At 42.8% G+C, this 25,558-nt stretch carries 19 protein-coding genes; 1 reads left to right on the forward strand and 18 read right to left on the reverse strand.

Going from position 1 to position 25,558, the window contains the following annotated elements:
* Nucleotides 1-123: 123 nt before the first annotated feature.
* The 8 genes from DWB64_RS13680 to DWB64_RS13715 all read right to left on the reverse strand — a co-directional run bounded on the left by DWB64_RS13680 (nt 124) and on the right by DWB64_RS13715 (nt 9,629).
* On the reverse strand, nt 124-993 hold the full coding sequence (locus DWB64_RS13680; RefSeq protein ID WP_129488813.1) for a radical SAM/SPASM domain-containing protein: 870 nt from the start codon (nt 991-993) through the stop codon (nt 124-126).
* A gap of 68 nt (nt 994-1,061) precedes the next feature.
* On the reverse strand, nt 1,062-1,976 hold the full coding sequence (locus DWB64_RS13685) for an alpha/beta hydrolase (RefSeq protein ID WP_129488814.1): 915 nt from the start codon (nt 1,974-1,976) through the stop codon (nt 1,062-1,064).
* Between the two features lie 4 nt (nt 1,977-1,980).
* Nucleotides 1,981-2,646, reverse strand: a complete 666-nt coding sequence (locus tag DWB64_RS13690; protein ID WP_129488815.1) for a DUF6320 domain-containing protein — start codon at nt 2,644-2,646, stop codon at nt 1,981-1,983.
* Complete coding sequence (locus DWB64_RS13695) at nt 2,639-3,967, reverse strand: hypothetical protein (protein ID WP_129488816.1); 1,329 nt, start codon at nt 3,965-3,967, stop codon at nt 2,639-2,641. The genes DWB64_RS13690 and DWB64_RS13695 overlap by 8 nt, the downstream gene beginning before the upstream one ends.
* Nucleotides 3,968-4,161: 194 nt before the next feature.
* Nucleotides 4,162-5,556: a sigma-54 dependent transcriptional regulator gene (locus DWB64_RS13700; protein WP_243118988.1), complete on the reverse strand. Its 1,395-nt coding sequence runs from the start codon at nt 5,554-5,556 to the stop codon at nt 4,162-4,164.
* Between the two features lie 11 nt (nt 5,557-5,567).
* Nucleotides 5,568-7,505, reverse strand: a complete 1,938-nt coding sequence (locus DWB64_RS13705; RefSeq protein WP_164980421.1) for an ATP-binding protein — start codon at nt 7,503-7,505, stop codon at nt 5,568-5,570.
* A gap of 91 nt (nt 7,506-7,596) precedes the next feature.
* On the reverse strand, nt 7,597-9,000 hold the full coding sequence (nhaC, locus tag DWB64_RS13710) for a Na+/H+ antiporter NhaC (protein WP_129488818.1): 1,404 nt from the start codon (nt 8,998-9,000) through the stop codon (nt 7,597-7,599).
* 170 nt (nt 9,001-9,170) lie between these two features.
* Entirely contained in the window at nt 9,171-9,629 is a 459-nt protein-coding gene (locus tag DWB64_RS13715) for a hypothetical protein (protein ID WP_129488819.1), read from the reverse strand.
* 241 nt (nt 9,630-9,870) lie between these two features.
* On the opposite strand from DWB64_RS13715, the gene DWB64_RS13720 reads away from it, so the two are divergent.
* Nucleotides 9,871-10,758, forward strand: coding sequence for a GNAT family N-acetyltransferase (locus DWB64_RS13720; protein ID WP_129488820.1), 888 nt, complete (start codon nt 9,871-9,873; stop codon nt 10,756-10,758).
* Nucleotides 10,759-10,795: 37 nt separating this feature from the next.
* Here DWB64_RS13720 and DWB64_RS13725 read toward each other — a convergent pair whose 3' ends face one another.
* The 10 genes from DWB64_RS13725 to DWB64_RS13770 form a co-directional block, all read right to left on the reverse strand.
* Nucleotides 10,796-11,911 carry a hypothetical protein gene (locus DWB64_RS13725; protein WP_129488821.1) on the reverse strand — a complete coding sequence of 372 codons (1,116 nt, stop codon included), beginning with the start codon at nt 11,909-11,911 and terminating at the stop codon, nt 10,796-10,798.
* Between the two features lie 47 nt (nt 11,912-11,958).
* Complete coding sequence (locus DWB64_RS13730; protein WP_129488822.1) at nt 11,959-13,800, reverse strand: CocE/NonD family hydrolase; 1,842 nt, start codon at nt 13,798-13,800, stop codon at nt 11,959-11,961.
* Between the two features lie 81 nt (nt 13,801-13,881).
* On the reverse strand, nt 13,882-14,571 hold the full coding sequence (locus tag DWB64_RS13735; RefSeq protein WP_129488823.1) for a Crp/Fnr family transcriptional regulator: 690 nt from the start codon (nt 14,569-14,571) through the stop codon (nt 13,882-13,884).
* A gap of 63 nt (nt 14,572-14,634) precedes the next feature.
* Nucleotides 14,635-16,014, reverse strand: coding sequence for an APC family permease (locus DWB64_RS13740; RefSeq protein WP_129488824.1), 1,380 nt, complete (start codon nt 16,012-16,014; stop codon nt 14,635-14,637).
* A gap of 439 nt (nt 16,015-16,453) precedes the next feature.
* Entirely contained in the window at nt 16,454-17,398 is a 945-nt protein-coding gene (locus DWB64_RS13745) for a FliG C-terminal domain-containing protein (RefSeq protein ID WP_129488825.1), read from the reverse strand.
* 103 nt (nt 17,399-17,501) lie between these two features.
* Entirely contained in the window at nt 17,502-17,867 is a 366-nt protein-coding gene (locus DWB64_RS13750; RefSeq protein ID WP_129488826.1) for a hypothetical protein, read from the reverse strand.
* Between the two features lie 15 nt (nt 17,868-17,882).
* Nucleotides 17,883-19,211, reverse strand: coding sequence for a DUF4179 domain-containing protein (locus DWB64_RS13755; protein WP_129488827.1), 1,329 nt, complete (start codon nt 19,209-19,211; stop codon nt 17,883-17,885).
* Nucleotides 19,212-19,486: 275 nt separating this feature from the next.
* The gene (locus tag DWB64_RS13760; protein WP_129488828.1) at nt 19,487-21,949 is read right to left on the reverse strand and encodes an ATP-binding protein; all 2,463 of its coding nucleotides are present in this window, start codon (nt 21,947-21,949) and stop codon (nt 19,487-19,489) included.
* 162 nt (nt 21,950-22,111) lie between these two features.
* A complete protein-coding gene (locus DWB64_RS13765; RefSeq protein WP_129488829.1) occupies nt 22,112-23,386 on the reverse strand; it encodes an HD-GYP domain-containing protein in 1,275 nt (424 codons plus the stop codon).
* Between the two features lie 170 nt (nt 23,387-23,556).
* Nucleotides 23,557-25,455, reverse strand: a complete 1,899-nt coding sequence (locus tag DWB64_RS13770) for a stalk domain-containing protein (protein ID WP_129488830.1) — start codon at nt 25,453-25,455, stop codon at nt 23,557-23,559.
* Nucleotides 25,456-25,558 lie beyond the last annotated feature (103 nt).

Below are 25,558 nucleotides of genomic sequence, written 5' to 3' on the forward strand. Positions count from 1 at the left end.
ACAGGTCTTCTAGCTCACCTTGATGCATGTATACCCGCTAAATCCATAAAAAAAGCATTTATTAGCAAACATAGGGTATGACAAAAGGAGCACAGATCCTTTATTTAAAAGACCTATGCTCCTTTAGAAGAACCGTTCTCTGTAAGCACATCGCCTACACAGCGCTTCCACCAATTTATTGTTTTCAAAGCCTCTAGCTATTGCTGTCGCCCTATCCGATGTGACAATGTTCTCAAAATCATCCTCTAGTATATTGCCTAGGGGCACAGCGCCTTCAGCATCCAAACAACATGGAACAACGACGCCAGTGGACAGTATGCCGATCTGGTGCCTTAACCCGTAGCAGGTCCCCCTTGTGGCAACCTCTTCGCGATTCATGCTCGGCCATTCAAACTCAGATCCCTTGCTGATGTAAACGTTACTGCTGAGCTTATTTCCCTTTGTTTTAGAATCAGTAACCGTGATGGGTTCCGGCAAGTCCAGGAAAGCCTCGATATGATCCAGCATCCTTTGATTTTCTTTGCTTGCAGTAAGACTACTGTCGTCAAAGTTCCATAACCTCAGGTCAAAGAGAATTTTTGTGTCTCGCAGTCCTTTTTTTACAAAACTAAGCACCTTTTTCAGATAAGCCTCATAAGAGGATTCGTTGTCCATTTCTTCGAAGCTCTGAAGCGAAATGTTCACAAGCCGTACCGCTGGATTATCTAAAATCGCCTGTCCTTCTTTATCAAGCAATGTACCATTGGTTGTGATATTCACTTTTTTCTTATAAACTCGGCATAGATCAAGTATCTTCTTAAAATCGGAATGAAGCAGCGGCTCTCCTTTTATATGCAAATAGACATGTTCCCCATGTCCCTCTAATTTTTTTAACACCGTCTCAAAATCATCTGCAGACATGGTCTTGCCCTCCCTGTCAGATGGTGGACAAAAACTGCAAGCAAGATTGCAAACATTTGAGATCTCAATAAAAATTCGTTTAAACTTTTTCAATTACCTTACCTCTGTCATATCATCATAAAACTTCATCGAAATACTATACCGATGAAGCTTAACCACTGTTATTCGACAAGCGAGTCGATAAACTCCCCTACTTCTGTCCAGGCCATCTTAGCTTCGGGGAGAAACTCCATTGCCATTTGAAAATCATGAAACATCCCCTCATAGATATGAAGCTTGACGCTCACACCGGACTCTTTCGCCTTTTTAGCGACATTGATCGAATCACTCAAGAGCATTTCATAACTTCCGGCCTGTATGAGCATAGGCGGAAATCCGTAAAAATCGCCAAACATCGGTGAGACATATGGTTTTTCCTCGTTTTCATCACCCAGATAGTCCCTATTGTAAAGCACCGAATCCCTTGTATTGCCGAACAAGGGATCTCTTTCAAAATTAAAGTCGTACGACTTCCCGCTGGCGGTCATGTCCGTCCATGGCGACATGGCGATAATCGCGCAAGGTAGCTTTCTAGCCTGCGTCTTCAGATACAAACAAAGCGCCATCGCAAGACCACCTCCAGCCGAGTCGCCTGCTACGATTATTTGATTTTCACTGTATCCGTTTTGCAAAAGCCACTCATAAGAGTCCAGCGCGTCTTCCAGCGCCGCAGGATAAGGATCGTCCGGAGCGACACGATAATCGGGAGTAAGCACGCCGATTCCGTTTCCATACTCACTGTATAGTTTGGCCATATTGCGGTGTACGTTTCTAAGTCTACCGATATAACCGCCTCCATGCAGTTGAAGCACGACACGCTTTTGATTATGCCGGTAGTTTTTTATAAACTCCAGAATAAACTTTTCTCGAACGATAATCTCGCACTCATAGCCTCGAGGGCATTTCCACTGAGGTTCATCCACTTTGGTAAGATGCTCTCCCCTTCTCACTTTCTTACCGAATAGACGGCTTGAAGTGATCTTCGTGATCATGCGATGAGCGATTTTCCCCCTGATGCTGATCTTACCTTTTGACATATAGTCACCTCACATGAAATCTACGTTTCAATTCTGTCAGTGCCCGCCGTCCACCGATAATCAGTGTTCCAAGGAATAAGAAGACCGAATAGGCGCAAGCAATGAGACTCATATTGATATTGGTGAGATAACCCATATTATGAAGAATAAACGGCAAGGCGCTCCAAAGGATGGCAAGCAGCTCGATCATCATATAACTTTGCCAGTTACGCCAGTTGATCCACATCATCGCCACAATGCCTGTGTTAAGCAGAATGATCCCCCCTGGTAGAAAATAGTTCAATGACCATCCATCGAATCCGGTCAGCACATCGATGAGGATGATTCCTAAAATAGCAGTAAGGATCAGCATGATTGTTTTTGTGACATACTCAAAATCATCCTTCAGGGCAAGCCTAAAGACGATAAAGACATAAAAGAGCACCACTCCTGTGACCACAGACCAGAGCGATCCTTCAAATGTCTTGTAGTTAAGATACATCAATAGCGTTTCAGCCACAATCGCTGCAAACGCATAGATTCTAACCCATAAATGAAGTCTTTTCGAGATCAACCTCACATCTGGATACATATTTTCAACATCTTGTGACTTTTCCAGTACGCATTTACAAAGTGGACATAGGGTAACTTCATCCTTTATCTCCAATTTACACTGATTGCATCTACTCATAATATGCACCATTGCTTTCTATCGACACTTCGATGCCTTCCTGCGCAAGTTTTCTAAAAAACCTGCGCTGAACGGATGGGTTTGCCAAATAGGAACTGAAGGTAAATACCAGCGTATCCTGATAAGAGCAGATCAAACCCTTTAGGTTCTGCCCTTTGGACATGGCTACGATGGCGTTGATTTTTTCAACATAAGGCGCATATTCCTCCTTAAGCACGATGTTTCCGATATTGGATACCGTAGAAGTGTTTGCACGTGCGGCGAGCCTATAGACATAATAGATCGCAAGCTTCTTGATTTCGAGCGGAATAGCCCGCATCAGAAGATTTTTTTCATTGGACACATTGTAAGAAATGATCTTTTCCAAGCGTTCCTTAGTGATCTGTCCCCTGAGGCTTTCCTTAATGACTTCCACTATCTCTTCAAATCCGTAGTTTTCTTTGTCGGCCTTGAACTCGGCAGAAACCATGACAAAGAAGTTTTTAGTTGTAATGGAATCGAAGTATCCTCGCAGATTGACCGGCACGGCGATTCGGATCGGTTTGTCTTCGATCTGCCCCTTGATGTATTCCATGTAGATGCTCCATGCGAACACCGAAACCAGATATTCGTTGATGCTCGCGCCGTATTTCCTGCATACTTCCTTTAGTTGTCCGACATTCATGTAACCGTGAATGATTCCAAACTCACCGTTTTTCAGTTTGGAACCTTTCATAAGATAGGCCCTTTGCGACTGGTAACGTTTTACAGGCATCTTTTTAAAGTTACTCAAAAAACTGTCTTCCCTGTTCATCGACGTGTCGCTGCTCAGAGCATCTGTCAGCTTATCACGTAGAACGGGATGCACAAGTCTCAGGTACTGGTAGGTCAGCTCCTTTAAAAAGTTCATTCCGCCCATTCCGTCTGTCAAGGCATGGAAGACTTCTAGGTTGATTCTTCGTTTATAGTAACTCACTCTGAATAGATAATGCTTATTCTTGTTCTGTACGATATAGCGGCATGGGTAAGTGGACTCTTCCTTGACCCTAGGTGCCGCTTTTCCGTTTTTCTCGAAATAGTACCAAAAAATACCCTGACGCAGCCTCACATTAAATCCTTTGAATTGAGGCAGGATCATATCCAAGGCCGTCTGAAGCTTTTCAGGATCGACTTCCTCCTTTAAAACCATGCTCATGCGGTAAACATTGGACATCTTTTCACCTGCGATTACAGGAAAAATATGTGCTGTATTATCAAGTTTATCCCACCAGATTTCCGCATCGCTTAAAAACTGGCTTCGTTTTAACCTATTGGCTTCTCTTCTTTTACTTTTTTCAGGCATCTCTATCCATTCCCATCATCCCTTATCGTTAAGACCATCTACTCCAAAGTCCGCAAAATCACTATATCATATAATCGCTTTTTATTATAATTACCATACTTAGATGACGATTACACATCAAAATTGAGCTCAAAGGACACTGGTAAACGCTCCGTGTAAAGACTGCCGACAAAACCCAAGGTGACGATGCGTTTTTATGAGCCTAATCCCTTGAACTCCTTGATTTTGTTGTAAAGCTGCCTCGAACTGATTGCAAGTATTTCTGCCGCCTTGTCCATATCATTGCCCACCCTCTCGAGAATGCTTGTGATATGTTCCCTCTCGGCCTGCATCCGCACACCCTTTAGGGTTTCATCTGTTGAAGCCTGGGATTCTTTTATCCCGTTACTTGAATAATCCGCCGAGGGGATGATTCGGTTTCTATTCAAGTCATCAACCGTCAGATAATCACCCTCACTAAAGACAAGTAGGCGTTCGATAATGTTCTTAAGCTCTCTGATATTGCCAGGATAGTTGTACTCAACCAGTATATCTAAAAGGTTATCTGTCAAACCCAATGTTTTCTTCTTCATTTCAAATTTCGCTTTTGTAAAAAAGTAGTCGATAAGTAAGGGGATATCTTCTTTCCTATCCCTAAGCGGAGGCATCTCCAGTATCACCGTGTTGATCCTGTAATATAGATCCTCCCTAAACTCCTTGATTAGGATACTTTGCTCCAGGTTTTTGTTTGTCGCGCTGATCAGTCGAAAATTCGTTGCGATCGGCTGATTGCTTCCTATACGTTCAATCTCCTTGGTTTCGATATTTCTGAGCAGCTTGATCTGAGTCGAAAGTGGAATGTCTCCGATTTCGTCTAAAAACAGGGTGCCTTTGTTGGCAGCCTCGAATCGACCGATTCTTGTATTCATCGATCCAGTGAAGGCTCCCTTCTCATGGCCGTAGAGCTCAGCCTCGATCATGGACTCCGAGAACGCATAACAGTTCACCGGCAGGAATACCTCGTGCTTTCGCTTACTGCATAGGTGAATGTATCTGGCGATCACCTCTTTACCGACTCCCGACTCACCTAAGATCAAAACGTTGGCATCCGTCAGAGCGACTTTTTCAGCAGCTTTGATCGTGTTTGAAAAAACGCCGCTCTTAGACCTCAACATAAAATCAGTCTGAGCAAACTCCTTTTTCAACAGCTCATTCTCACGCTTCAGCGAGCGGAGGCTTTCTACCTTTTCGATCTCAAAAATAAGCTCTTCGGGATTATTGCTCTTGATAAAGTAAGAAAAAGCTCCTCTTCGAATTGCCTCCACTGCGTTTTCGATACTACCAAAACCTGTGATCATGATGCAGTGTGGTCTAAAATCATCATAATCGTCCTTCTCCTGGATGTAACTCAACACATCCATACCCGACATTCCAGACATTTTAAGGTCTGAAAGCACCAGGTCGAAGCTTTCCCGATCGATCAGCCGAATTCCTTCTTCACCCGATTCGGCGATGCGAATCGAATACCCTCTTCTTTCAAGGATGATCTTCAACAACTCACTAAAGTCCAGCTCATCGTCGATGATCAATATTTTCATCAAGTTAGTCATTCCATTACTCCTTACACTGCCTCTTTTAACGTGATAATGAATGTTGAACCACACTCTGGAGCACTTTCAACTTTTATGGCACCATTTATTTTTTTTAGTTCTGTATATACGATATAAAGTCCCAGTCCTGTGCCTTCACCCGGCGCCTTCGTGGTATAAAACGGATCAAACAGCCGGCTAAGATGGCTTGGCTCAATCCCTATTCCATTATCGGATACTGTGATCTGAATGCCACCTTCCTCATGAAGGTCGCAGGTGATTTTGACCTCGCCAGCTCCCTTTAGCGCATCGCAGGCATTACTCACCAGGTTGATGATCACATGCCTTAAGGAGTGCTCGTTCGTTCGAAAGATCAGGCTCGGTTCACAGATCAGTTCAAAGGAGATGTGTTCATTCTTGTTAGTTGTCCTGAAATATTCAAGAATCTCCTCAATGATAGGTATCACATTGATTTCAGCGGATTCGACGCCATCAAACCTTGAAAACTTGAGTAGATTGTCAATGATCCTACTCGCTCTTAAGACCGATGAATTGATGGCGTTGATCGATTTTACAACCACCGGGTCGCTGTCTGTGACCATATCATTTAGCAGAAATGTCGAATTTCTTATCACCCCAAGCGGGTTTCGAAGCTCGTGGGCGACACCCGAAGCAAGTTGCCCGATAGCTTCCATGCGGTTGCTATGGATCATCTGCTGTTCCTTAATCTTATCATAGGTTATGTCGCTGATTAACAGCATTCTTTCATGCTCAAACTTTACCTGATAGAGTCTTCCCTCGCACTGAAATTCACAATTACTGTCATTCGCAAGTGCCATCATGGCACGGTTCAACAGATCGATCTCATAGGTGTGCTTGCCAAGCAGCGACTCCTTCCTTACACTTAGGTAATTCACAAGCGCTAGATTTACATTCGTAATCAGCTTGTTTTCATCAATCACAATCATAAAATTCTTTAAGCTGTCGAATGCGAATTGCAGTTCTCTGGTTTTGAACTGGACCAGTGATTTAAGCTTCATGTTACCGTACATGATCAGGCTCAGAAAAATTCCTAGAAGGGCGGTAATCATGAAGATTCCTACTTTCAATTTTTCAGTATCGGTATTTCTATTAAGAAGAAGTGAATAACCGCTCCACTTCTGATTGATCTTGTCGAGAGTTCCATTTTTTCTTAATTCGAAGATCGCCCTGTTCACACTCCTTAGAAGTTCTTTTTCACCTTTTGGAACGGCAATCGAGCAGCTTTGGTCGTAGACGGATTCGTTGATGAAGACAAACTGATTCAGCACCGACAATTCATTAAGGTAATACCAGATCACCGGTTCGTCACCAAGCACGGCCTGTACCTCGTCATTCTGAAGGAGCACCAGAGCATCTCCGACATTATCGGTTTCTACGATATCCACCAAAGGGTATCTGGACCTTATCACCTCTATGGAATAATCCCCTTTTTGAACAGCGATCGTTTTTCCACCTATCGCCTCGGCGAGCCCTTCTTCCTCAGTCCCCGCCTTGACTACAAGTGCCCCTTTAAGATCGTAAAGGGGATTTGAAAAATCATAAAATTCACTTCTTGAGACCGAAGGAACCATATCGCATAAGTCTGTTTTCTTTTGTGACAGCGCCTCTAGCGCATCATTCCAAACCATCGGCTTAGAAAGGATCGGCACGCCAAGTTGAATGGAGATCGCATTCATGTAATCGACCACAAGCCCCATGTACTGTCCGGATTCCGACTCCATAATTCCAAGTGGCGGTTCGCTGATATTGCCCCCATAAATGAGTTTCGATTTAGCTTGAAGGTACTCTAAATCGTCTTCACTAGGCGGCAATGAATAATAGATATATTCAAAGATGGAAACATCGTATTCAAGATGGATCAACTGGTTGAAAAACAAGCCGAACATCATGATGAATGTGACTATGAGTGTCAGTATTTTAAGTTTCATCCGTTTTTCACCTCTAGTTTGTGCCGCTTCAATAAAATAAGTAATGGAATCAGCAGGCGCCGATTCCATTACAAGTATAACATAATTTGATTTAAGCCGATTCCAAAACCGTATCCGGTTCATCTTCGATTCTTGCGATTACAAGACCGAAATAACTCATTACAATGACAACCAGCGGCATCGTATAATTGAAGATTGCGTATGGCGCATACTCAAGTGTGGACACTCCCAGTACGCCTAGCAGGAAAACACCGCATGTGTTCCAAGGAATCAGTGCCGATGTCAACGTACCGGCAGATTCAAGCGCATTCGACAGCGTCTTGGGATGCAAGCCCATTTCACGATAAGCCTTTGCATACATGCGCCCCGGAAGCACGATAGCGATATACTGCTCGGGCATTGTCAGATTACTTCCGAAACAAGTGGCGATGGTCAAGACGACCAGACCGTGAGCTGTTTTGATTCCCTTTAGAAGTTTTTCTACGATTACTTCAAGCTGACCCGTTTTTTCCATTATTCCACCGAACATCATTGCAAGAATCGTAAGTGAAATGGAGTACATCATGTTGCTAAGACCACCCGCGCTTAACAGGTCATCAATGGCTTCAACGCCGGTTTCGCTGATAAATCCATCATATGCTGCAGAAAGTATCTGTCCAAAATCGACACCTTGCATGATCGGACCCAAAATCGCTCCTAAGATGATTCCTAAGAAGATGCCAGGAATCGCAGGTACTTTTCTTGAGATAGCCACGATAACTGCAATCGGTGGGATCAGCAGCACAGGAGATATGGTGAAGTTCGCCATAAGCCCTTCCTTCATCGTAATGATCGCAGACAAGTCAGCGCTGGCCCCACCATATTTCACGCCCATGATGCCGAAGAACACAAGCGTGATCGTATAGGCCACGATCGTCGGTCTTAGCATGAATTTAACATGGGTGAACACATCCGTTCCAGCCATCGCAGGAGCTAGATTGGTCGTATCAGAAAGCGGTGACATCTTATCGCCGAAATAAGCCCCCGAAATAATCGCACCAGCTGCAACAGGCGCAGGTATTCCCATTCCTTGGGCAATCCCCATAAGCGCGATACCGATCGTACCTGCAGTTCCCCATGATGTTCCTGTAGCTAAAGATGTAATTGAACAGATAATGACAGCGGCGACTAAGAAGATCTTAGGCGTCAAAATATTTAGCCCATAGTAAATCATCGACGGTACAACACCCGATAAGATCCAAATTCCAATCAATACACCTATGATGGCTAGGATAACGACAGCCTGAAGCGCCTGCCTGATACCATCAAACATGCTTTCCTCAATCGTTTTCCAGTCATAGCCGATCTTCAGCGCGATGACAGCCGCGATTGCAGTCCCGATGAGCATCGGGATGTGAGGATTGGCACCGAACACTGCAATACCTACCCCCATCACGAGCATCAGGCAGCCAAATGACAATAGCGCCTCATAAAAATGCGGTTTTCTAACTTTCATAATTAATCTCCTCCTTATTTAGATAGTAATAGATATTGCAAGTCGCGTGCCAGAAAATTCTGACATCATTTTAGGCATTTCACTGATACAAGGGGGGATCATTAAAACTGAACAAGCTATAAATTGAAAAAAACTTCAATTTACATTGAAGTTTTTTTCAATCAACCACTTTAGTCGCTAGTCTTTCTTGCTTTTTTAAGCACGATCGTCTCCGTCCGTTCATTTCGATCATTATAGCTGTATTCTTCATAAACACCTTCGGCATCCTCAAAGCTGATCACATTGCCATGCTGGTCAAAGACACATCTTTCCCAGTGCCCTAGCGAGTCCTTATAGAAAATAAGGTTGTTACTGTCATCATACGTATGTTCTTCCCAGTACTCGTGAGAATCTTCATGATAGATGATGTTACCCTTTTCGTCGTATCGCTTTTTAGACCAGTAGTGTTCCTTATTGGAATACTCAAAGTAGATTTCGTTCCCGACATCGTCATAGGACCATTTTTTATAAGAACCATCCGGATACGCGTGGTAGATCTCCTTGCCCTTTTCGTCAAAGGCGATTCTTTCACCCTCTTCATTCGACTGCAACTGATCGATATCTATCCCATGCCATCTATCCTTCTTCATAAATGACCTCCTTAAATAGCTGTAGTCCGCCAATACCATACTTGTTACATACCCCATAGTCTAAAGAATATGCCAAAAAAAAGATGTCAAAACGCTGGTATTGCCGCGAGAGGATAAGCTGTCCTATTCATGATGTAGGTCATGAATAATCGGATTGGTTTATTATAGGTATTTCCTAGCAGGCAAAACCGCCTATCATTTAGTATAATCAACTTAAGAAGATCAACCATAAAGGAGACTTATGAAAAATCATCCGCATATCCTATTGAAAAGCTATTTAAACAAAGACGACATAAAGGCGATCAAGACACTTGAACAACTGTGCAAGGAACATGACAAGACCTCGCTAAAGCTTGAACTCGAATATAAAGCAAGCATTTCAGCCGGTGCAGATCCCAGACTCGATGAAATCAGTGAGATCATGTACTTTGAGGACGACTCACTTGTCGGATACCTGGGAATAGGCAACTTCGGCAGTTTCGAACCGGAGCTCAACGGCATGGTGCATCCCGATTACCGCAGAAAGGGCATCTTCAAAAGACTCTACGCTCAGGCTACCTACGAGTGTTCCAAGACGCCCCAGCCCCATATGCTTCTTTTGACAGACAGGGATTCGGTTTCAGGATCGACCTTTGTAAAAAACACAGGAGCCCGCCTACATCACAGCGAGTTCGAAATGTACCTTGATAAAAAAACGCTTGATCAGTTGCCCGCGATCGAACCTGTCATCACCCTAAGAAAGGCTTCCAATCAAGACACCGATGAGATAGCAAGGCAAAACGCCGTCTACTTCGGGTGCCCCATCGACGAGGTGCAGCGTCTTATTCCAGAAGAGGAAGAAGCAAATGGCATGACCATTTTCATCGCAGAATGCGGCTCCACCGTAGTCGGAAAGGTTCATCTAGCCCTTTATGACGGCGTGGGCTCAATTTACGGCCTAGGCATACTTGAAGCTTATCGGGGCAAAGGTTACGGAAAGCAGCTTTTAAGACTGGGGGTTCAGGAGCTCCTTGCTAAGAAGGCAAGCGATGTTTTCCTACAGGTGGAGGCACAAAACGACAACGCGCTTCAGCTGTATATTTCGAGTGGCTTTTATGTGACATCCACCATGGATTATTATCTAAAGTAAGTTCAACATATGGTGTTCAAACTCACAAGATTTATCATTAAAGCAATGCTGCCACAATACCTCCAATCATAATGGAAAGTCCATTGATTATCCAAGGATTGGTCAATCTAATGAACTCCTCGTTTTTCAAACCACGCTTATTAAGTAGATAATCGACACTTGGAAAGCCTATCATGCAAGCCAAGCCAATTGCCAGTGAATGATAGGTCTTGATTCCAAATAGCGGTGCAAGTATGACAGCACAAATTGCCAAGGACATAACAGCAACTAGTAGGATGACTATTACAGGAATCAATAGTCCTATAATTGCTTTTAACGGAGTATTTGCTAATGTTTCTAGCAGCAGGGACATTAATCCAAGCAAGAGTAACCCATAGGAGTCGGCACGCGCCAGCGGTTTTTTATCTAAAATGCCAAAATGACCTAACAACGCACCAGAAAACAATGCGACCACTGCAAAATGGATTCCTATTCCTGCAAATAGTTTCAGATGAATCCACTTAGCAACTAATGAAAACACAAGAATTCCACCTAAATAGTACGCTGGTGACTTCATATGCGTTGGGATTCGATCAATCAGCGCATTCTTTTCCTCGTTTACTTCAAATTTACTGCAATTCAATGTATTCGTTTCTTGCATCGCTTTTTTTAGAACAATCTCCAAAATCGGTATCGCAACTGCGCTTTGAAGCATAAAAATCAACCACGGGATTGCTGACAACTCCTTATGTGTTGCAAGCGATGCCACTGAAGTGATAGCGGCAGTGGCACCGCCTCCAAAAACTGGCCCCAATGCAATAAGCGCTATTTCCTTTGTGAAGATTACCGCACTTACCATATAGACCGCCATCAAGCTAAGCGCTACGACCGAAAGTAAAAACGCAAACTCCCTTTTATAACGCCTGAAATCTGAACGATCTATGGCCGTACCTGAATGTATGACTAAAACATTGAATGCGATGAAGCCCACCGCTTTCATGTTGGAAAGTTCGGCGATATCCTTTGGTATCCATCCATAGTGAAATCCTACAACCCCCAAAACTCCAAGCACGAGCGGCAAGCCTAATCTCATTTTAGTCATTCCAGCGATTAGCTGAGAAATAATTACCATTACTAAAAATACCGTTAATGCCACTTCAAACGTATAGGTCATGTCTCCTCCTAAAAAAAGAAGGGTTTCCCCTTCTTTCATAAAGCTTCTTAGTGTGTACTTCCATTTCCACTTCCGCTAAAGGAACCACTGCCAACAATAGGTTGCAGCCAGTTTTCAGACGGCGTCTCTGGAATGACGGGTAGTAAAATATACGAAGGATAATCCGCATCTCGAAAGATTTTGTAATTGATTGTGTTGGCGCTAGGAATCGGACCTAAATGACCGAGTTTACCTTGCCAAGCTTCCTTTTGATGCTCAAAGTTGTCCATTGCCTTAATCTCAATTTCCAAACTCGTTCCGGAATCAAATACCATGCCGATCGGATTAATTTCGATTATGTACTCGTTAATTTCACCAGGAACCACTTTTACCACTCTACTATGGTCATGTACAGGACGTCCAATGTCTGACTTTTCAGCATCATAAGGGTGTGACGCCTTTAAAGAACCCGTTCTGCACAGTGGCATTCTGGTACCACCTTGCGTAATCTGCCATAATTTAACGATGAAGTTCGCATCTTCAGCGTCGATTGAAGCAAACAGCCGCAACTCGATCGGACCTGTAAACTCTGTAGGACGGCTGAATCTATCTGTTCTATAGACAAGTCTTTCCACGTCATTCGTTATATTAGGCGGGCGGTGAGTGAAGCTATCGGGCGGCAGTGCACCTTCGGGGTCCTTTTCCCATCTGAGCTGCCCAAAAGTTCTAAGGTATAGTTTTCTAAAATCTGTTCTTGCAAGTGGATATTCAGATTCATAACGGTAACCACGTCCAATGATGTTCATTTTAAATGGAGGTTCGTCCAGTATTCCGGTATCAGTACCTTTCATCCAGTGATCATACCATCTTAAGCATTCCTCGTTCATAAAACGATATGGTAGCTCCATACCACCATAAGACTCCATAACACCCGCTCGTTTGACGCAACTTAACTCTTTGGAATTCATAGCGTTAAATACAGGCGCAGACCATCTTCCAGTAGGCGCCCAACCGCATTTGAAATACGTAGGGACCTCCACCTGGTCGTAAATGAATTTCGCGGAGCGTTGCTTCCAAAATTCATCATCTTGTGGATGTAATAAGTAATCCAAGTAAAACGTATGATACCTCGGCGGCCAAGTATTGAACATCTTATTGAAGTAGGAGATAATCGCAATATCAGGGTCTTTTTGAACTTCCTTCATACGTTCTTTCAGCTCTTTCTCACTATACATTTTTTCTGACCAAAGCCTTGGAGTATGCGAAGGGCAAAGTTCCCAGTACATGCTCATGTACGTATTCGCAACCCCGCCATAATAACCGTGTTGGTAGTAATCATCTGTATAAGAGAGTGGCATGATGCAAGTCAGATGAGGTGGCTTCAGTGCCGCAACCAGCATCTGAATGATACCGAAATACGAGTAGCCAGCCATCGCGACTTTTCCATCACATCCTGGGTAATCAGAGCCTAACCACTCAATCACATCGTAACAGTCAAGTTGCTCCTGTGGATTGTAAATGCCATAGAACTCACCTTCTGAAACGCCGATTCCCCTTGGGTCAGGAATGACAAAGGTGTATCCCCTTTGGACGAAGAAATCGATATCGCCTGCCTCGAGACTATGATCGAAATAGTTTGATGATCCCGGCAGTGCGCCGCGCTTCATCGCTTGCATCGTTTTTCCATAAGCGGACCAAGCAAGCAGCGCAGGTGACTTTTCCAGTTCCTTAGGTCGATATATGTCGGCATAAAGCACAACTCCATCTCTTAAAGTAATCGCGACATTCTCCTCTAACTCCACGGTATACAAGGGTTTAGACAACTGGTCCAAGTTCTTTGTATACCTTCTGTCCCAATAGACTGGCACTTTTTCCAGTCCGCTCTTTTTTTGAAACTCATCTAATCTCATATGCTGCCTCCTTTATCCTATGACTTCATAATAAAATAAGTGACAGATTATATCTGTCACTTACCCGACACTTCAATGAAATTAATAATTTTTTGCGCTGTATAATGCGATTTCCGTAAGCGCTTCTTCATCGTGGATCCTGATTTTCCCCCTACCGATAGAAAGGATACCATCACGTTTCCATTCATTCAAGATTACAGAGGCGGTTTGCCTAGCTATCCCGCACCGCTCTGACAAACCTTCTTGTGTAGCCTTGATATACTCCATATCTCGTTTTTCATTTTGCATCATCAGCAAAATGTAGGCAAGTCTTCCTTCAGCGTTAAAATGTGTATACGAAATGGACTTTTGAGCAGATAGCTGAAGTCGCTTAATGCAAAGAGCAAGCACTTCTTGTATCGCAGATTTATTCTGCCAGAGAATTCTAGAAAATAAGTGCGCATTAATTGCAAGTACTTTGACTTTTCCTAAGGCGACTACCGACGTGATATAAGGCTTTTCCAGCAGTACTGCAAGTTCACCGAAGCAGTCGTGTTTTCCACCCTCTTTGATCATTATGGTAAATTCGTTTCCATCAATCGCATATTCAGAGACAGTCCCGCTGAGTACCATAAACACTTGACGGGCTTCCCTACCCTTTCTACACACAAAGTCCTTTGGTTCCAAAAGAACAAGCTCGGAATGGTCAAGCAGCAGTTCAATATCTTCCTCGCCAAGATGGCCAAACATCGCTTGGCATTTCAATTCTTCTTTGATTTTCAGTCTGTTCATCTCAACCTCTCTTCATGTAAATAGTATAGCAAAAGCACATGACTGATGCCATGTGCTAATTTCTTATGCTATCTCTTCTACTAGACTTAACGCGTTTTCCTTATCCACCCACGGCTGATATGGAGTTCGCATTTTTTCGAAGATATCCAGTCCTTCCTTCTTTATTAGATACTGTCTTCTGATGATGGTGTATATGAGTGCCATTGTATAAAAAACTCCCATTGCAAGCCATGTTTTGGGTGTCATTTTCGAAACCACCGAAGCGCCAAGAACATAGCTTAAAACTGCTGCAATTACAACGATAACCTGTGCAATCCAATGAGGAATCTTTAAAAACGAGTTTTTATAACTGAGCGGGAACCGCTTTGGTAAAACAAATACCGTCAAGAAGACAATTGGATTCAGCAGTAGTCCTGGCACCGAAACCATAAGGACTACATCACCTAAATTGAATCCTGCAACGATCGCTGTAATACCGATTAATGAATTGAACCAGATCGAAATCCCCGGTGCTCCAAATCGATTCAGCTTGCTGATCCCAACTGGTAGCAAGCCATCTCTTGCAGCGACAAAATGTGATCTTGAAAACATAAGAATCATGCCGTTTATACTTGTGGCAACTGCCAGCAAAGGTCCGGCAACGATGAATAATGACAGTAATTGCGGACTTAAGAACTGCTGAGCCGCGGTAGCCAAATTGGTTGCAAAATCGTTCCACTGTACAAGTGGAATATTCCCAAGTGACACAAAGCCAACCACCGCAAACAAGACCGAGCATATGATTGTAGAAGTAACAAACACAATTGGAATCGTACGTTCTGGTTTTTCAATTTCATCCGCTGCATACATAAGGACATTCGCACCTATCAAGCTGCCGTGAAGTAATCCCATCGCAGCCCAGATCCGTGTCAGTTTTACGGTTGGTACCAAAACGTCTTGAAGTGTTATGGCAACAGATGGCATCCCTTTGAAGATGAACAATCCCAAAGCGCCAAGTAGCAGCCAAACACAAACAGTCTGCACCCAGCCGCTTACCTTTACACCAAAGGTGGAGATAAATGTGAAGAGCAGAGCGATGCTCACGGCGACAAAAGGCACCGACAAGCTCGGCACAAGCACTACAAAGTACTCTGCAAAGGTCAATGACAGGATTGCGACATTCATAGTACCAAGAACCAATTGGTTGTAGGAATGAATCGCTCCAAGTCCAGGGTGTAAAAGCCTGGTTAAATGCATATAGCTGGCACCATTTGCAGGTAATGCCGAACTTAAAATAACTTCTGGTACTGTTTTAAAAAACACAAAAATTGCTGCTAGGAAAAATCCCCACACAAGCCCATTTCCAACAAGTCTAATCACTAAAGGAGTTCTGGCGAAAATTCCAGCTCCGATAATGCTACCTATGGCCATGAACATGCACATCCAAAACGTCATTTTTTTCATAGTTTCCCCCGATAACAAGACAATTGGTCGAACAGCTAGTGCACTATCTGTTATGGTTCAATTATAAACATCCTCCTTAAATTATACTGTCACATAAACGACACAACAATAAGTTTTCAGAATTGCGCAAAACACCCTTCTTGTCATCCCCTACTTTAAAGAAGCATAAATTAGCTTCTCTAAGCAATAGGCACTTCGATTAATCCGGTCTTCTGTCCATAGATGAAAACAAGCCTGCAATATGCAGGCTTGAGACTGTTAACAAAGTCCAAGAAAGTGGCCTTTGTTCTTTCATATATCAAATTCTCTCGTAGTAGCCTTTTGAACAACTACATTCTTTGGCCTTGCGGTCGCCCTCTTTAAGCAATGTGTTCAAAGAGACACGCATAAAAACACTATAGGCACCACTGATTCCGTATCAACCCACTGCACCTAACATTCAGTAATCCAAGCGATCAATCACAACCTCGCCGTTTTTCTCAAGTTCTCTCAGTAGGTTAATCAGGTTTTCCATTGCTTCAAACGACTTGTCCAAGCTGACCAGTTCATCGTTTTCCAGTTCCTTTTTAAGCTTCAACGCCCTATCTGAGTGCATATTCATCAGTATTTTATTGGTCAAGTAATTGTTGCTGTCCTTTAGTGCGATGACGAGCTGTCCATCCTCACATTTAGATGCCCATGTCCTGATGACCGAGTCCGGCAACCTGGCAAAATCGTCAAAGGTGAACATCGCTTTCATCGTGACTTTCGCGAATTCTGGGTCGCTTTCTCGTAGGGTTTCCATGATATTCTTTTCGGTCTGAAAATCAACGCCGTTAAGAAGCGACTTCACAAGAATCAAATGCAACTCTTCTAAAAAGAGATGTCCATCCATCTCTCCGATTTCTTTTAGGGTCTGCGGTAATAACGTTCCTGTTTGATACAGTTCCTTGAGCACTTTTATTTGAGTCTCAACCTTCAATCGGTTAAATATCCTTATAAATCTCGTATTCATTGAAACCATCTCCTTGATTAAGTGAAAACTGCTGATGTATTCATAGCCATTGTTCTTGTATATTTTCGTTACGGCCTCCAACATTTCTTTTCTCTTAGTAATTCGTTTGGCCTCTTGATCAAGAGCCTTAAGCTTATCTTCAAACAGTGCCGCTACCTTGACACTCTCCTCAACAGAAAGTACTTCAAGTATTTCATTCAAAGAAAAGCCTAGATTTTTTAGCAGCAAGATCTGCTGTAACCTTTTCATCTCTTTCTCGCTGTACATCCTGTAGTTCGAATCAGTTACAGCCGCACAGGACAATAAGCCAAGACTCTCATAATGTCTTATGCTCCTTGTGGACACCCCTGTCCGTTTTGAAAGATTGCCTATCGAAAATAGTTTTTCCATCCCATGCTCCTAAACTATGCGCTATAGTTAATCTCATTATAAACTTTGACACTACGTTAAAGTCAATGATTGTGAAGATATTTCGCGCCTTTAAAAAGATAGCCTACTCCAAATCAAAATCATCCATTTCGATTTCAAATGTCTTCTTGCTCATACGGATTCTGACAACGCCGTAAATAACCAATAGGATGAATGTCGGGATATTCATCTTTAAAAATACAACAAGCGTGCTTGCTGCGAAGTTCTGATTGACATCACGGGTAGTTTCAGTCGTCACCGACGATACCAACTGTCCATCTTCATCAAAAACTTCCATCGTACCGCTTGAGCTGTAAGGAACCAAAGCCGCCACAACTAGCAAAGAAATTGCAAGAAAGATTACCGGTAGGATTAACCCTTTACCTTTTTTAGGTGCCTTTGACCAGTGGATCTGCAAGCTAATCATACCAAGAATAAAACTGATAAACAAAATGTATTCAACATATCACCACCACCCCTTCACATGAATCGGCCTATCTAGTTTCATCGAGTACTTGACTGCGTTGATTTGAAGTCTCCATGTCCCATTCTCAAAATCACTCGAAGGCTCATTTGAATTAGGTGGATAATAGCTTTCTATTTCATCCACATACGAGATGGTCTTCACTCTCCAGTCATTATCAAGAAACCATAGGACCGAAGGATCCACTTCATGATACTCACCTTTATCATCAATCGCAACCACCTCATTGTCGATCCACTTGCTACGCACATGATTGCTGTTAAAATGCCATTCATACTCCAAATGCTCATAAGGCTGATCCTTATAATTAAGGTCGGTAATTTTAAGCTTCACAGGCTTATCGCTTATTTTTTCAACCAGCAACTCCCCTTCTAAAAAGGGTATTCTTTGTGGAATTCCTTCTAACTCCTCTACCACAATTTTGGGCTCTCTGATGTTTAATACGGCACCGTCAAAGCTCAGCTCACGTAGTTTTTCAAAAGCTACAGGAAAGTAAGACAAGTAGATGCCGTCCTCTTGCCAGCCGCTACCTAAGAAGACCTCACGCAGTTCATGTCCGTTGATGCTTAACTCTCCAAGTCTTAACGCAAGATTCTCAAACTGCTTGGTACTCGCGCTCGAAACAGTATCTACCCCGTCTTTTGTGATGGCAATATCATAAATCAGCCTTGTTTCTGTTGGGGCTAGGATCAAACGATCAAAGGTGAGATTCGCTTTATGATTTTCATACGGAAGTTCAATGATTTTTTTAATGTCAAGCGGATAGCTTTCGGCATTCAGCCTTTCAAAGGGAATCGTAAAACTCCAGTCGCCCTTTAACATCTCACCGTCATCTGAAACAAGCTGACCGATCCTTAAGTTGAAGTCTCCTTGACTTAGCATCATAGGGGCGAATTTTAAGAGTATTCGTCTAGTTTTTACACTGCTACTGGCAGACACTAGATCGGCAGATCCTGCGCGGTAATAGCCAATATAGTCCCATTCCGGTTGATCAAAAAGTTCAGCGTGATTCAAAACTTCAAATCCCTGTTCAGAGTAGTCCACTTTCCAGTAGCTGTCGTCTTCGCTTTCTACCGTTACATAGACATAGGTATTTAGTTCATCTGTCACAAGGCCTTCAACTGTCACTGTAATTCCCTGGTCTTTGGCTTTCAAGTCCATCTTTTCCAAAGGGTAAGCATTTAATATCTGATCGTAAGCGGTCGTTTCATCCACAACCCATGAAAGCACGGTCGTTGCCGAAGCATAGACTGCAAGTGACATTAAAACAAGTAGCAAAGCTACTTGTGTAAGTTTTTTCTTTTTTTTCATCAATCTTACCCCCCAAGTAATTGTCGCAGCTTCATTAAGTTCTCTCTGGACACGCTTTTTTGCCCAAATCAATTGCTACCTTTTCAGCTTACTAAATTTAAAATCGTTTGTGGGTGATTTAAGATAAATGTAATATAAATCCTATTCTGATAGTAATGTGTAGGTCTAATCAATTAAAAACCTTGCTGTTCTACTCAACTAGAACAGCAAGGTGCTTTGTATTTACCAGTCTTAAACGCGCAACTGGTCATTACAGGACCGGTTGCAGCAGACCTTTATAAGCTGCTTGGTATTTCTATGGTGAAGGTGGTTCCTTTTGCAATTTCACTTTCGCATTTTATCTTGCCATTCAATTTTCCCGTCACTATATTATAGACGACGTTAAGACCAAGACCACTGCCGCCTTGTTGCCTATTGGTCGTAAAGAAAGGATCGAATATTCTCTTTAAGTTCGATTCAGAGATTCCTTTACCGTTGTCCGAATAGATCAATTCCAACATGTCATTGTCGGTTTGAACCTCTATTTTTATGATGCCTTTCATCTCACTTGTAAAACCGTGTTTAAGGGTATTCATGATTAAGTTGGTCAAAATCTGTGAATATGCGCCCGGATAGCTTTTAAGAATAACGTTTGACTCACACCTAATGTCAAACTCATGATCGGTACGGCTGTATTCATGCTTTAAGCTCAAAATTACGGCATGGATAAACTCACCAAGGTTAAATTCTACCGCATCCTCGTTGGTCTGACTGATCGCGATTTCTTTAAAACTATTGACTAGGTCAGAAGCCCTGCTTAAGTTGGTTTCGATAATCTGGACGCTCTCCTGCATGGTTTCGATATACCTGTTAAATGATTGCTTGGTCAACTTGCCGCTAGTTAGCGATTCCATCGTGCTGTCATTGGTATAGCCCATAAACGAGGTAGCGGTAATCGCCACACCAAGGGGAGTATTGATTTCATGGGAGATTCCAGATACCAAGCTGCCTAAAGAAGCCATTTTTTCACGGTCCATCAGCTCTTTCATCGTTTCTTCCAGTGCGAGTGTTTTTTCTTCAATCGCCTTTTCAAGCCTCAGTCTCTCGTTTAAATGCAGTTCCGATAGTTCTGTCTGTGCGTTTACTAAGTCTGTAATATCGTTATTGGTTCCAATAATCAGCCTTATCTCATTGTCATCGTCACAAAGTGGTATCAAGGTCACATTCAGGATTCTTGTGATATTGCTCTGAGTAGCGAATTTCATGACATAGGTTACCAGCTGATTGGTCGCAACCACCTTTTCAAACGCACTTGTAGCATCTTCAATATTCGTTTGCGTAGAAAACAGGTCACTGAAGTGCTTTCCGACAATCTGATCACTTTTAAGTGCGGATACCGTTTTAAACTTTTTATTTACGGCAACAAAATTGCCGTTTTTGTCGAGACTGTAAATCATATCTTCTGAATTTTCGATAAGCATCCGGTACTTTTCTTCTGATATCTCCAAGTTCTCAAAGGACTTTTTCAAGTGGCTCGCCATATTGTTGAACGCATCTACCAGCTCATATGTTTCATAGAGTGGTATGCGCCCAGATTCCAGTTCAATATCCCAATTTCCTTCAGACATCTTAAGCGCCGCATCCGCTCCTTTCAATATGGGGGCAGTCACTAGGCTTAAGAACCACATGCCAATAAACACCAAAAGCAAGATAAATGCCGAAACGACCAAGAGCGTGACAAGCTGCCTATTTTGAACGGTTCCCATAATATCCGATTCGGGAACAGCAATATTTATCCGCCAATCCAGCCCGATTTCCGGTGCGATTTCCGATGTCATCATGTAGTAATAATCGCCATCCAAACGAACTCGGTTGATACTGCCTGAAACGACCGCATCGTTACTCAGATAACCGGCACTCTTCTTAATTAAAGGATCTTCACTTTGCTTCGCATCGATAGCGTCCGCAGTCTGAGCTTCCAGATCAATCATAAGAAAAGGACTTTCCGATGACTGAGATATGATTTGTCCTTTGTCGTTAACGATGTAAATCACACCTGTTCCTTTTGTCTTATCTTCTTTTAAGAAACTTGTGATACCAGTCAGCTTTATATCAAACTCGGCGACACCGATTAGCTCACCTTTATCCGATAGGATTGGATTGATAGAAGAAATCGTAGTTTCCGCCTTCTCATCTGCATTGATATAGATTTGAGACCATGTAAGTTCTTTTGTCTCAACAGCTGGTGTGTACCAAGGCCTTATCGTCGGATCATAGCCTTCATAACTTGCTAAAAGCTCAGTATCCATCGTCTCTCCAGCATAAATATCTAGCATATAGTCCGTTCGAATATCTTTTAACATTAGACTTTTGGTCATATCCTCATTGACCCGAACCCCGATATAGTTTTTTCTTTCATCTCCAAAACTGATAACAGATACCTGAGGGAATTTGTCGTACATTTTCTCATAAAACTCCAAATAGACGGACTGAATTCTTTCATAGTCGTCATTTTCCATCTGGATGGCATCCTTTATTCTCAGCCCCACCACTTCATTCATCTGATGGGGTTCAATCATAAATGCCTTTAGTCGTTCATCTGTGTTTTCTTTTAATAATTGAACAATTCTAGTCCCTTGTTCTTCCGCTAAAAAATCATAATCCGATTTCCAGGTGATTACTAAAGTAAGAAGGGTTGCCAGCATAATGAACATCAATGGTATAAGAACGGCGGTTTTCAACTTAATCAATTTTGGCATTTCTTTCTCCCCTCTACACTCTTCAATTCCTCTGTTTACATAATACCATTTATATATCGAATTATTCGGAAAATACAGAAAAAAACCATCTGATTGTATCGCGCGAACGCTATTAAAAATGACCGCTCCTAGGATCGGTCATTTCTTTTTTTTAGCTTTACCCTATCTGCTTTCATCCTCAAATTTATCTGCAAGCTTCACATATTTATCATATCTCTCATGACCGGTTTTCAAAGCGGAGATACAGGTATTATAGATTTCATCCTGATGTTCAACAATTAAGTCGAATACCGTACATCCATGCTTATAAACAAATTCCCGCCTGAGAACCTCAATAATTTTGTCTAGTGACAACCCTTTTCGGTAAGGTCGTCTTTCTGCAAGAGCAGTGAACACATCCGCATAAGATAAGATATCCATTTCTATCGTTATCTCACCCTTTGTGTAATTATCGGGATACCCCTTACCCTGGTGATTTTCGTGGTGATGCGATGCCCATTCCGCAATCTCGTTTAACTCTTTTGGCATAAAAAGAATCTTATTGGTGTAGTAGGCATGTTCTTGAATATGTTTTTGTTCCTCTGTTGTCAGCGGACCTTCTTTTTCTAAAATTTCAGTGCTGATACCTATTTTACCTATATCATGCAATAAGCCTGCTATTTGGATCTTCTCGCATGTGGATTCATCTTTTCCACTTAGTTGCGCTATTTTAAATGCGACTTGACTGACTCCATAGGAGTGCGCACTTGTGAACTCGCTGCGGCAGTCGATGATCTTAGAGATCGTAAATGCCAGTTGAGACAAGACGCTTGTGTTCATCTCAAAGGATAAGAGTTCAGGATCCAATTTTTCAAGCACCTCACGCATAGAGGTGTTATCGATATCCAGCCAAAAACGGTCTGGTTTGGACGCCTCCATAAAGGCCTTATAAACTTCAGGGTGAAACAGGTCCTTGGACCGTTTTGTAATTTCTTCTCTTACTTTCATCGTTTGAAGCAAGACCGGCTTGGACTGATCGATTGCAATATCCACCCGGTCCGCTAAATGAAGCACATATGCTTCAATCGGAACAGGTCCAATTTCCTTATGGAATCGACCGTCATCGCTGTATGCCCAGTGGTGGTAGAAGATTATTCTCGCAAGAGGCTTAAAGGGATCAAAGGACTCCAGCATGTATGATCCCAATCTCGCATGCGGGTGTGGGTTTTCTATGTCTATCTGAATCAATTTGTCACGTTCACTGATTTTTAGCGCACCGATATCATGAAGCGATGCTGCCAGGACTACCCTATTTAGCTGTTCAGTCGACAACTTCATCTTCCGTCCGATATGCCACGAGATGATTGCGACACGACGGTGATGATTCTTCAGCAAAAAATTGAAGAGATCGATGGACTGGATAAATGAATAGATTAAGTCTTTCGCCCTTGTACTCATAAGCCCTCATTTCCTAAATTGATCCTGTTATTTATGGTTATATCGTTTGATACCCAGATATATACGATTCACCCTTGACAATTTCATTATTTAAGGTGTATTCAACTACAAAAAAACCGCTACCCAAAATATCACTTTCGCATTTTGATGTAGCGGCTAGTTACTAAGTATTAATGACTGCTAATATAATTTTGCGCATTTTTCGTCTGTTCGTCGTTCAATCCTTTTTCAAGAGCAAGTTCAAAATATACTTTTGCCTGCTCCACGTTTTGCACCGAATAACTGCTGTAGCAAAGAGCAATTCCGTAATAACCGGTCGCAGCATCCGGAGTCAGTTCGTTTAACGAAGTAAACGCCTCGATCGCCTTGGTGTAGTCGGTGTTCGAGTAATAGGTCCACGCCAGACCACCTAAAGTGGCAGAATCATTTTTATCAAAAGTTCGTGCCTTTTCGTAATATCCTATCGCACGGGCATAGTTCTTATCCACCACATTGTGGATATACGCCAAGTTCTTGATTGCGGTAATCTGATTGGAATCAAGATCTAAAACCTTTTCGTAAGTCTGCTTTGCCGCCGTGTAATTTTTAGAATTGAAGTCGCTGTTGGCAGATGCCAGAACGTCTTCGACAAGCTCGATCTTAAGCGATACCGTTTTCGTGGTCGCATCCCACCCCACTTCACCGCCAAACAGATCGGTGATCACGCGAACCGGTACAAAGGATCTACCAAGGCGCTTTGTCACCGGCATATCCATGATGGTGATCTCACCGTTCACGTCAAGCTCGTTACTGCCCATTTTCATTTTAATGACTGTACCGTAACGGGTAAGGGTAATCGATGATGTCGCTGGGTCCCATCCCACCTGGGCGCCTAAGGCCTCGGCGATTCCTCTAAGTGGGACTACCGTTCTGTTTACCGACTTTTCAACAAATGGCTCCGCATCGAAAAACAACGGCGCATCGTTGAGCATGATCGTGATCAATGGCTGTTTCAGTTGGCTGACAACCACCGCATTGCTGATATTGCGGCCAGGCCCTGCGACATAGCTTCCACTTGCATAAAGCGCGCTTGATCCACCGCCATCAAGGTTGATGGCATCGACCATGCCAAGCGCCTTTGCAATTTCCGCAGCTTCCAGCACTGTAACATTCGACAGCACCGCCATGCCTACCACACCGTCCTGCCGTACACCGATGATACTTCTGCCGGCTTTGTTTTCAGTGATCTTCGTCTCGGTGAATCCTTCTGATTTCGCATCAGCGATGATTACTCCGTCTTTAACAAGAATAGGACCGGCTCCGACGCCCGTTCTAACCGTCTCAAAATAGGAGTTAAGTAGTTCCTTGTCGCTATTTTCATATCTGATTCTATAATCCGCAGTGTAGCCCAACTTAAACACATCCAGCACATTTTGGTTTTTCGTCAAAACCAAAAATCCTTCACTTGGAATATCGAAAGCCCCTACACTAATGACTGTAACAATTCCCTTTTCAACTTTCACAGCGGTAAAATCGTGAGTTGGTTTTGGACCGTCATAGTCCTTATCAAATAGCATCACCGTATCGGCGCTTCCGTAATAATGGTTGATGTTCCAGGCATACCAGTTGAAAGGCCACAACCACTGGTCTTGCGTACTGCCTTCAATAAACATTCTGCCGTCGATCACATCCGCATGATTCGATCCGTCAACCGTGAACATCGAGCCTTTATTTGAGATATGCTCTACAACACCATCGCTAAGGATTGTACCTTCCGCCTGCATATCGGTGTATGCGCTAAAAAAAGTCCCGTTGATACCGGCTAAGGCGGTCTCCTGCTCGCTGTTGACCGAATCCACTATCTCTTTTAAAGGAGCGGTCTGACCGATCTTATCTTTCGCCGCGACCGAATTGATTCGAACACTCTTATCCGTTAAATCAGCCCAGACTACAGTCACGGTCTTCGTAACACCATCCACTACGATCGTTTCGGTTTTCTTTTCCACCGGCTTGCTCATCCCAGAATCCGCAAATGCCAGATTACCGAATACCAGCACTACACATAAAATTAATCCTACAGCTTTTTTCATCAAACCCTCCAAAAAATATAAATACACCTAACACATATTTACTAAGTATATCGTATATATTAGGTCTAATTTATTAAAAAACTATGATTTAAGTATGAATGTT

Origin of the sequence: Fusibacter sp. A1, from assembly GCF_004125825.1 — a bacterium.
GTDB lineage: Bacteria > Bacillota > Clostridia > Peptostreptococcales > Acidaminobacteraceae > QQWI01.

Excerpts from the sequence above, each read along its gene's own strand:
- DWB64_RS13685 (WP_129488814.1), bottom strand. The coding sequence starts at position 1,976 with ATGTCAAAAGGTAAGATCAGCATCAGGGGGAAAATCGCTCATCGCATG.
- DWB64_RS13690 (WP_129488815.1), bottom strand. The coding sequence starts at position 2,646 with ATGAGTAGATGCAATCAGTGTAAATTGGAGATAAAGGATGAAGTTACC.
- DWB64_RS13695 (WP_129488816.1), bottom strand. The coding sequence starts at position 3,967 with ATGCCTGAAAAAAGTAAAAGAAGAGAAGCCAATAGGTTAAAACGAAGC.
- DWB64_RS13700 (WP_243118988.1), bottom strand. The coding sequence starts at position 5,556 with ATGACTAACTTGATGAAAATATTGATCATCGACGATGAGCTGGACTTT.
- DWB64_RS13705 (WP_164980421.1), bottom strand. The coding sequence starts at position 7,505 with ATGAAACTTAAAATACTGACACTCATAGTCACATTCATCATGATGTTC.
- nhaC (WP_129488818.1), bottom strand. The coding sequence starts at position 9,000 with ATGAAAGTTAGAAAACCGCATTTTTATGAGGCGCTATTGTCATTTGGC.
- DWB64_RS13715 (WP_129488819.1), bottom strand. The coding sequence starts at position 9,629 with ATGAAGAAGGATAGATGGCATGGGATAGATATCGATCAGTTGCAGTCG.
- DWB64_RS13720 (WP_129488820.1), top strand. The coding sequence starts at position 9,871 with ATGAAAAATCATCCGCATATCCTATTGAAAAGCTATTTAAACAAAGAC.
- DWB64_RS13725 (WP_129488821.1), bottom strand. The coding sequence starts at position 11,911 with ATGACCTATACGTTTGAAGTGGCATTAACGGTATTTTTAGTAATGGTA.
- DWB64_RS13730 (WP_129488822.1), bottom strand. The coding sequence starts at position 13,800 with ATGAGATTAGATGAGTTTCAAAAAAAGAGCGGACTGGAAAAAGTGCCA.
- DWB64_RS13735 (WP_129488823.1), bottom strand. The coding sequence starts at position 14,571 with ATGAACAGACTGAAAATCAAAGAAGAATTGAAATGCCAAGCGATGTTT.
- DWB64_RS13740 (WP_129488824.1), bottom strand. The coding sequence starts at position 16,014 with ATGAAAAAAATGACGTTTTGGATGTGCATGTTCATGGCCATAGGTAGC.
- DWB64_RS13745 (WP_129488825.1), bottom strand. The coding sequence starts at position 17,398 with ATGGAAAAACTATTTTCGATAGGCAATCTTTCAAAACGGACAGGGGTG.
- DWB64_RS13755 (WP_129488827.1), bottom strand. The coding sequence starts at position 19,211 with ATGAAAAAAAAGAAAAAACTTACACAAGTAGCTTTGCTACTTGTTTTA.
- DWB64_RS13760 (WP_129488828.1), bottom strand. The coding sequence starts at position 21,949 with ATGCCAAAATTGATTAAGTTGAAAACCGCCGTTCTTATACCATTGATG.
- DWB64_RS13765 (WP_129488829.1), bottom strand. The coding sequence starts at position 23,386 with ATGAGTACAAGGGCGAAAGACTTAATCTATTCATTTATCCAGTCCATC.
- DWB64_RS13770 (WP_129488830.1), bottom strand. The coding sequence starts at position 25,455 with ATGAAAAAAGCTGTAGGATTAATTTTATGTGTAGTGCTGGTATTCGGT.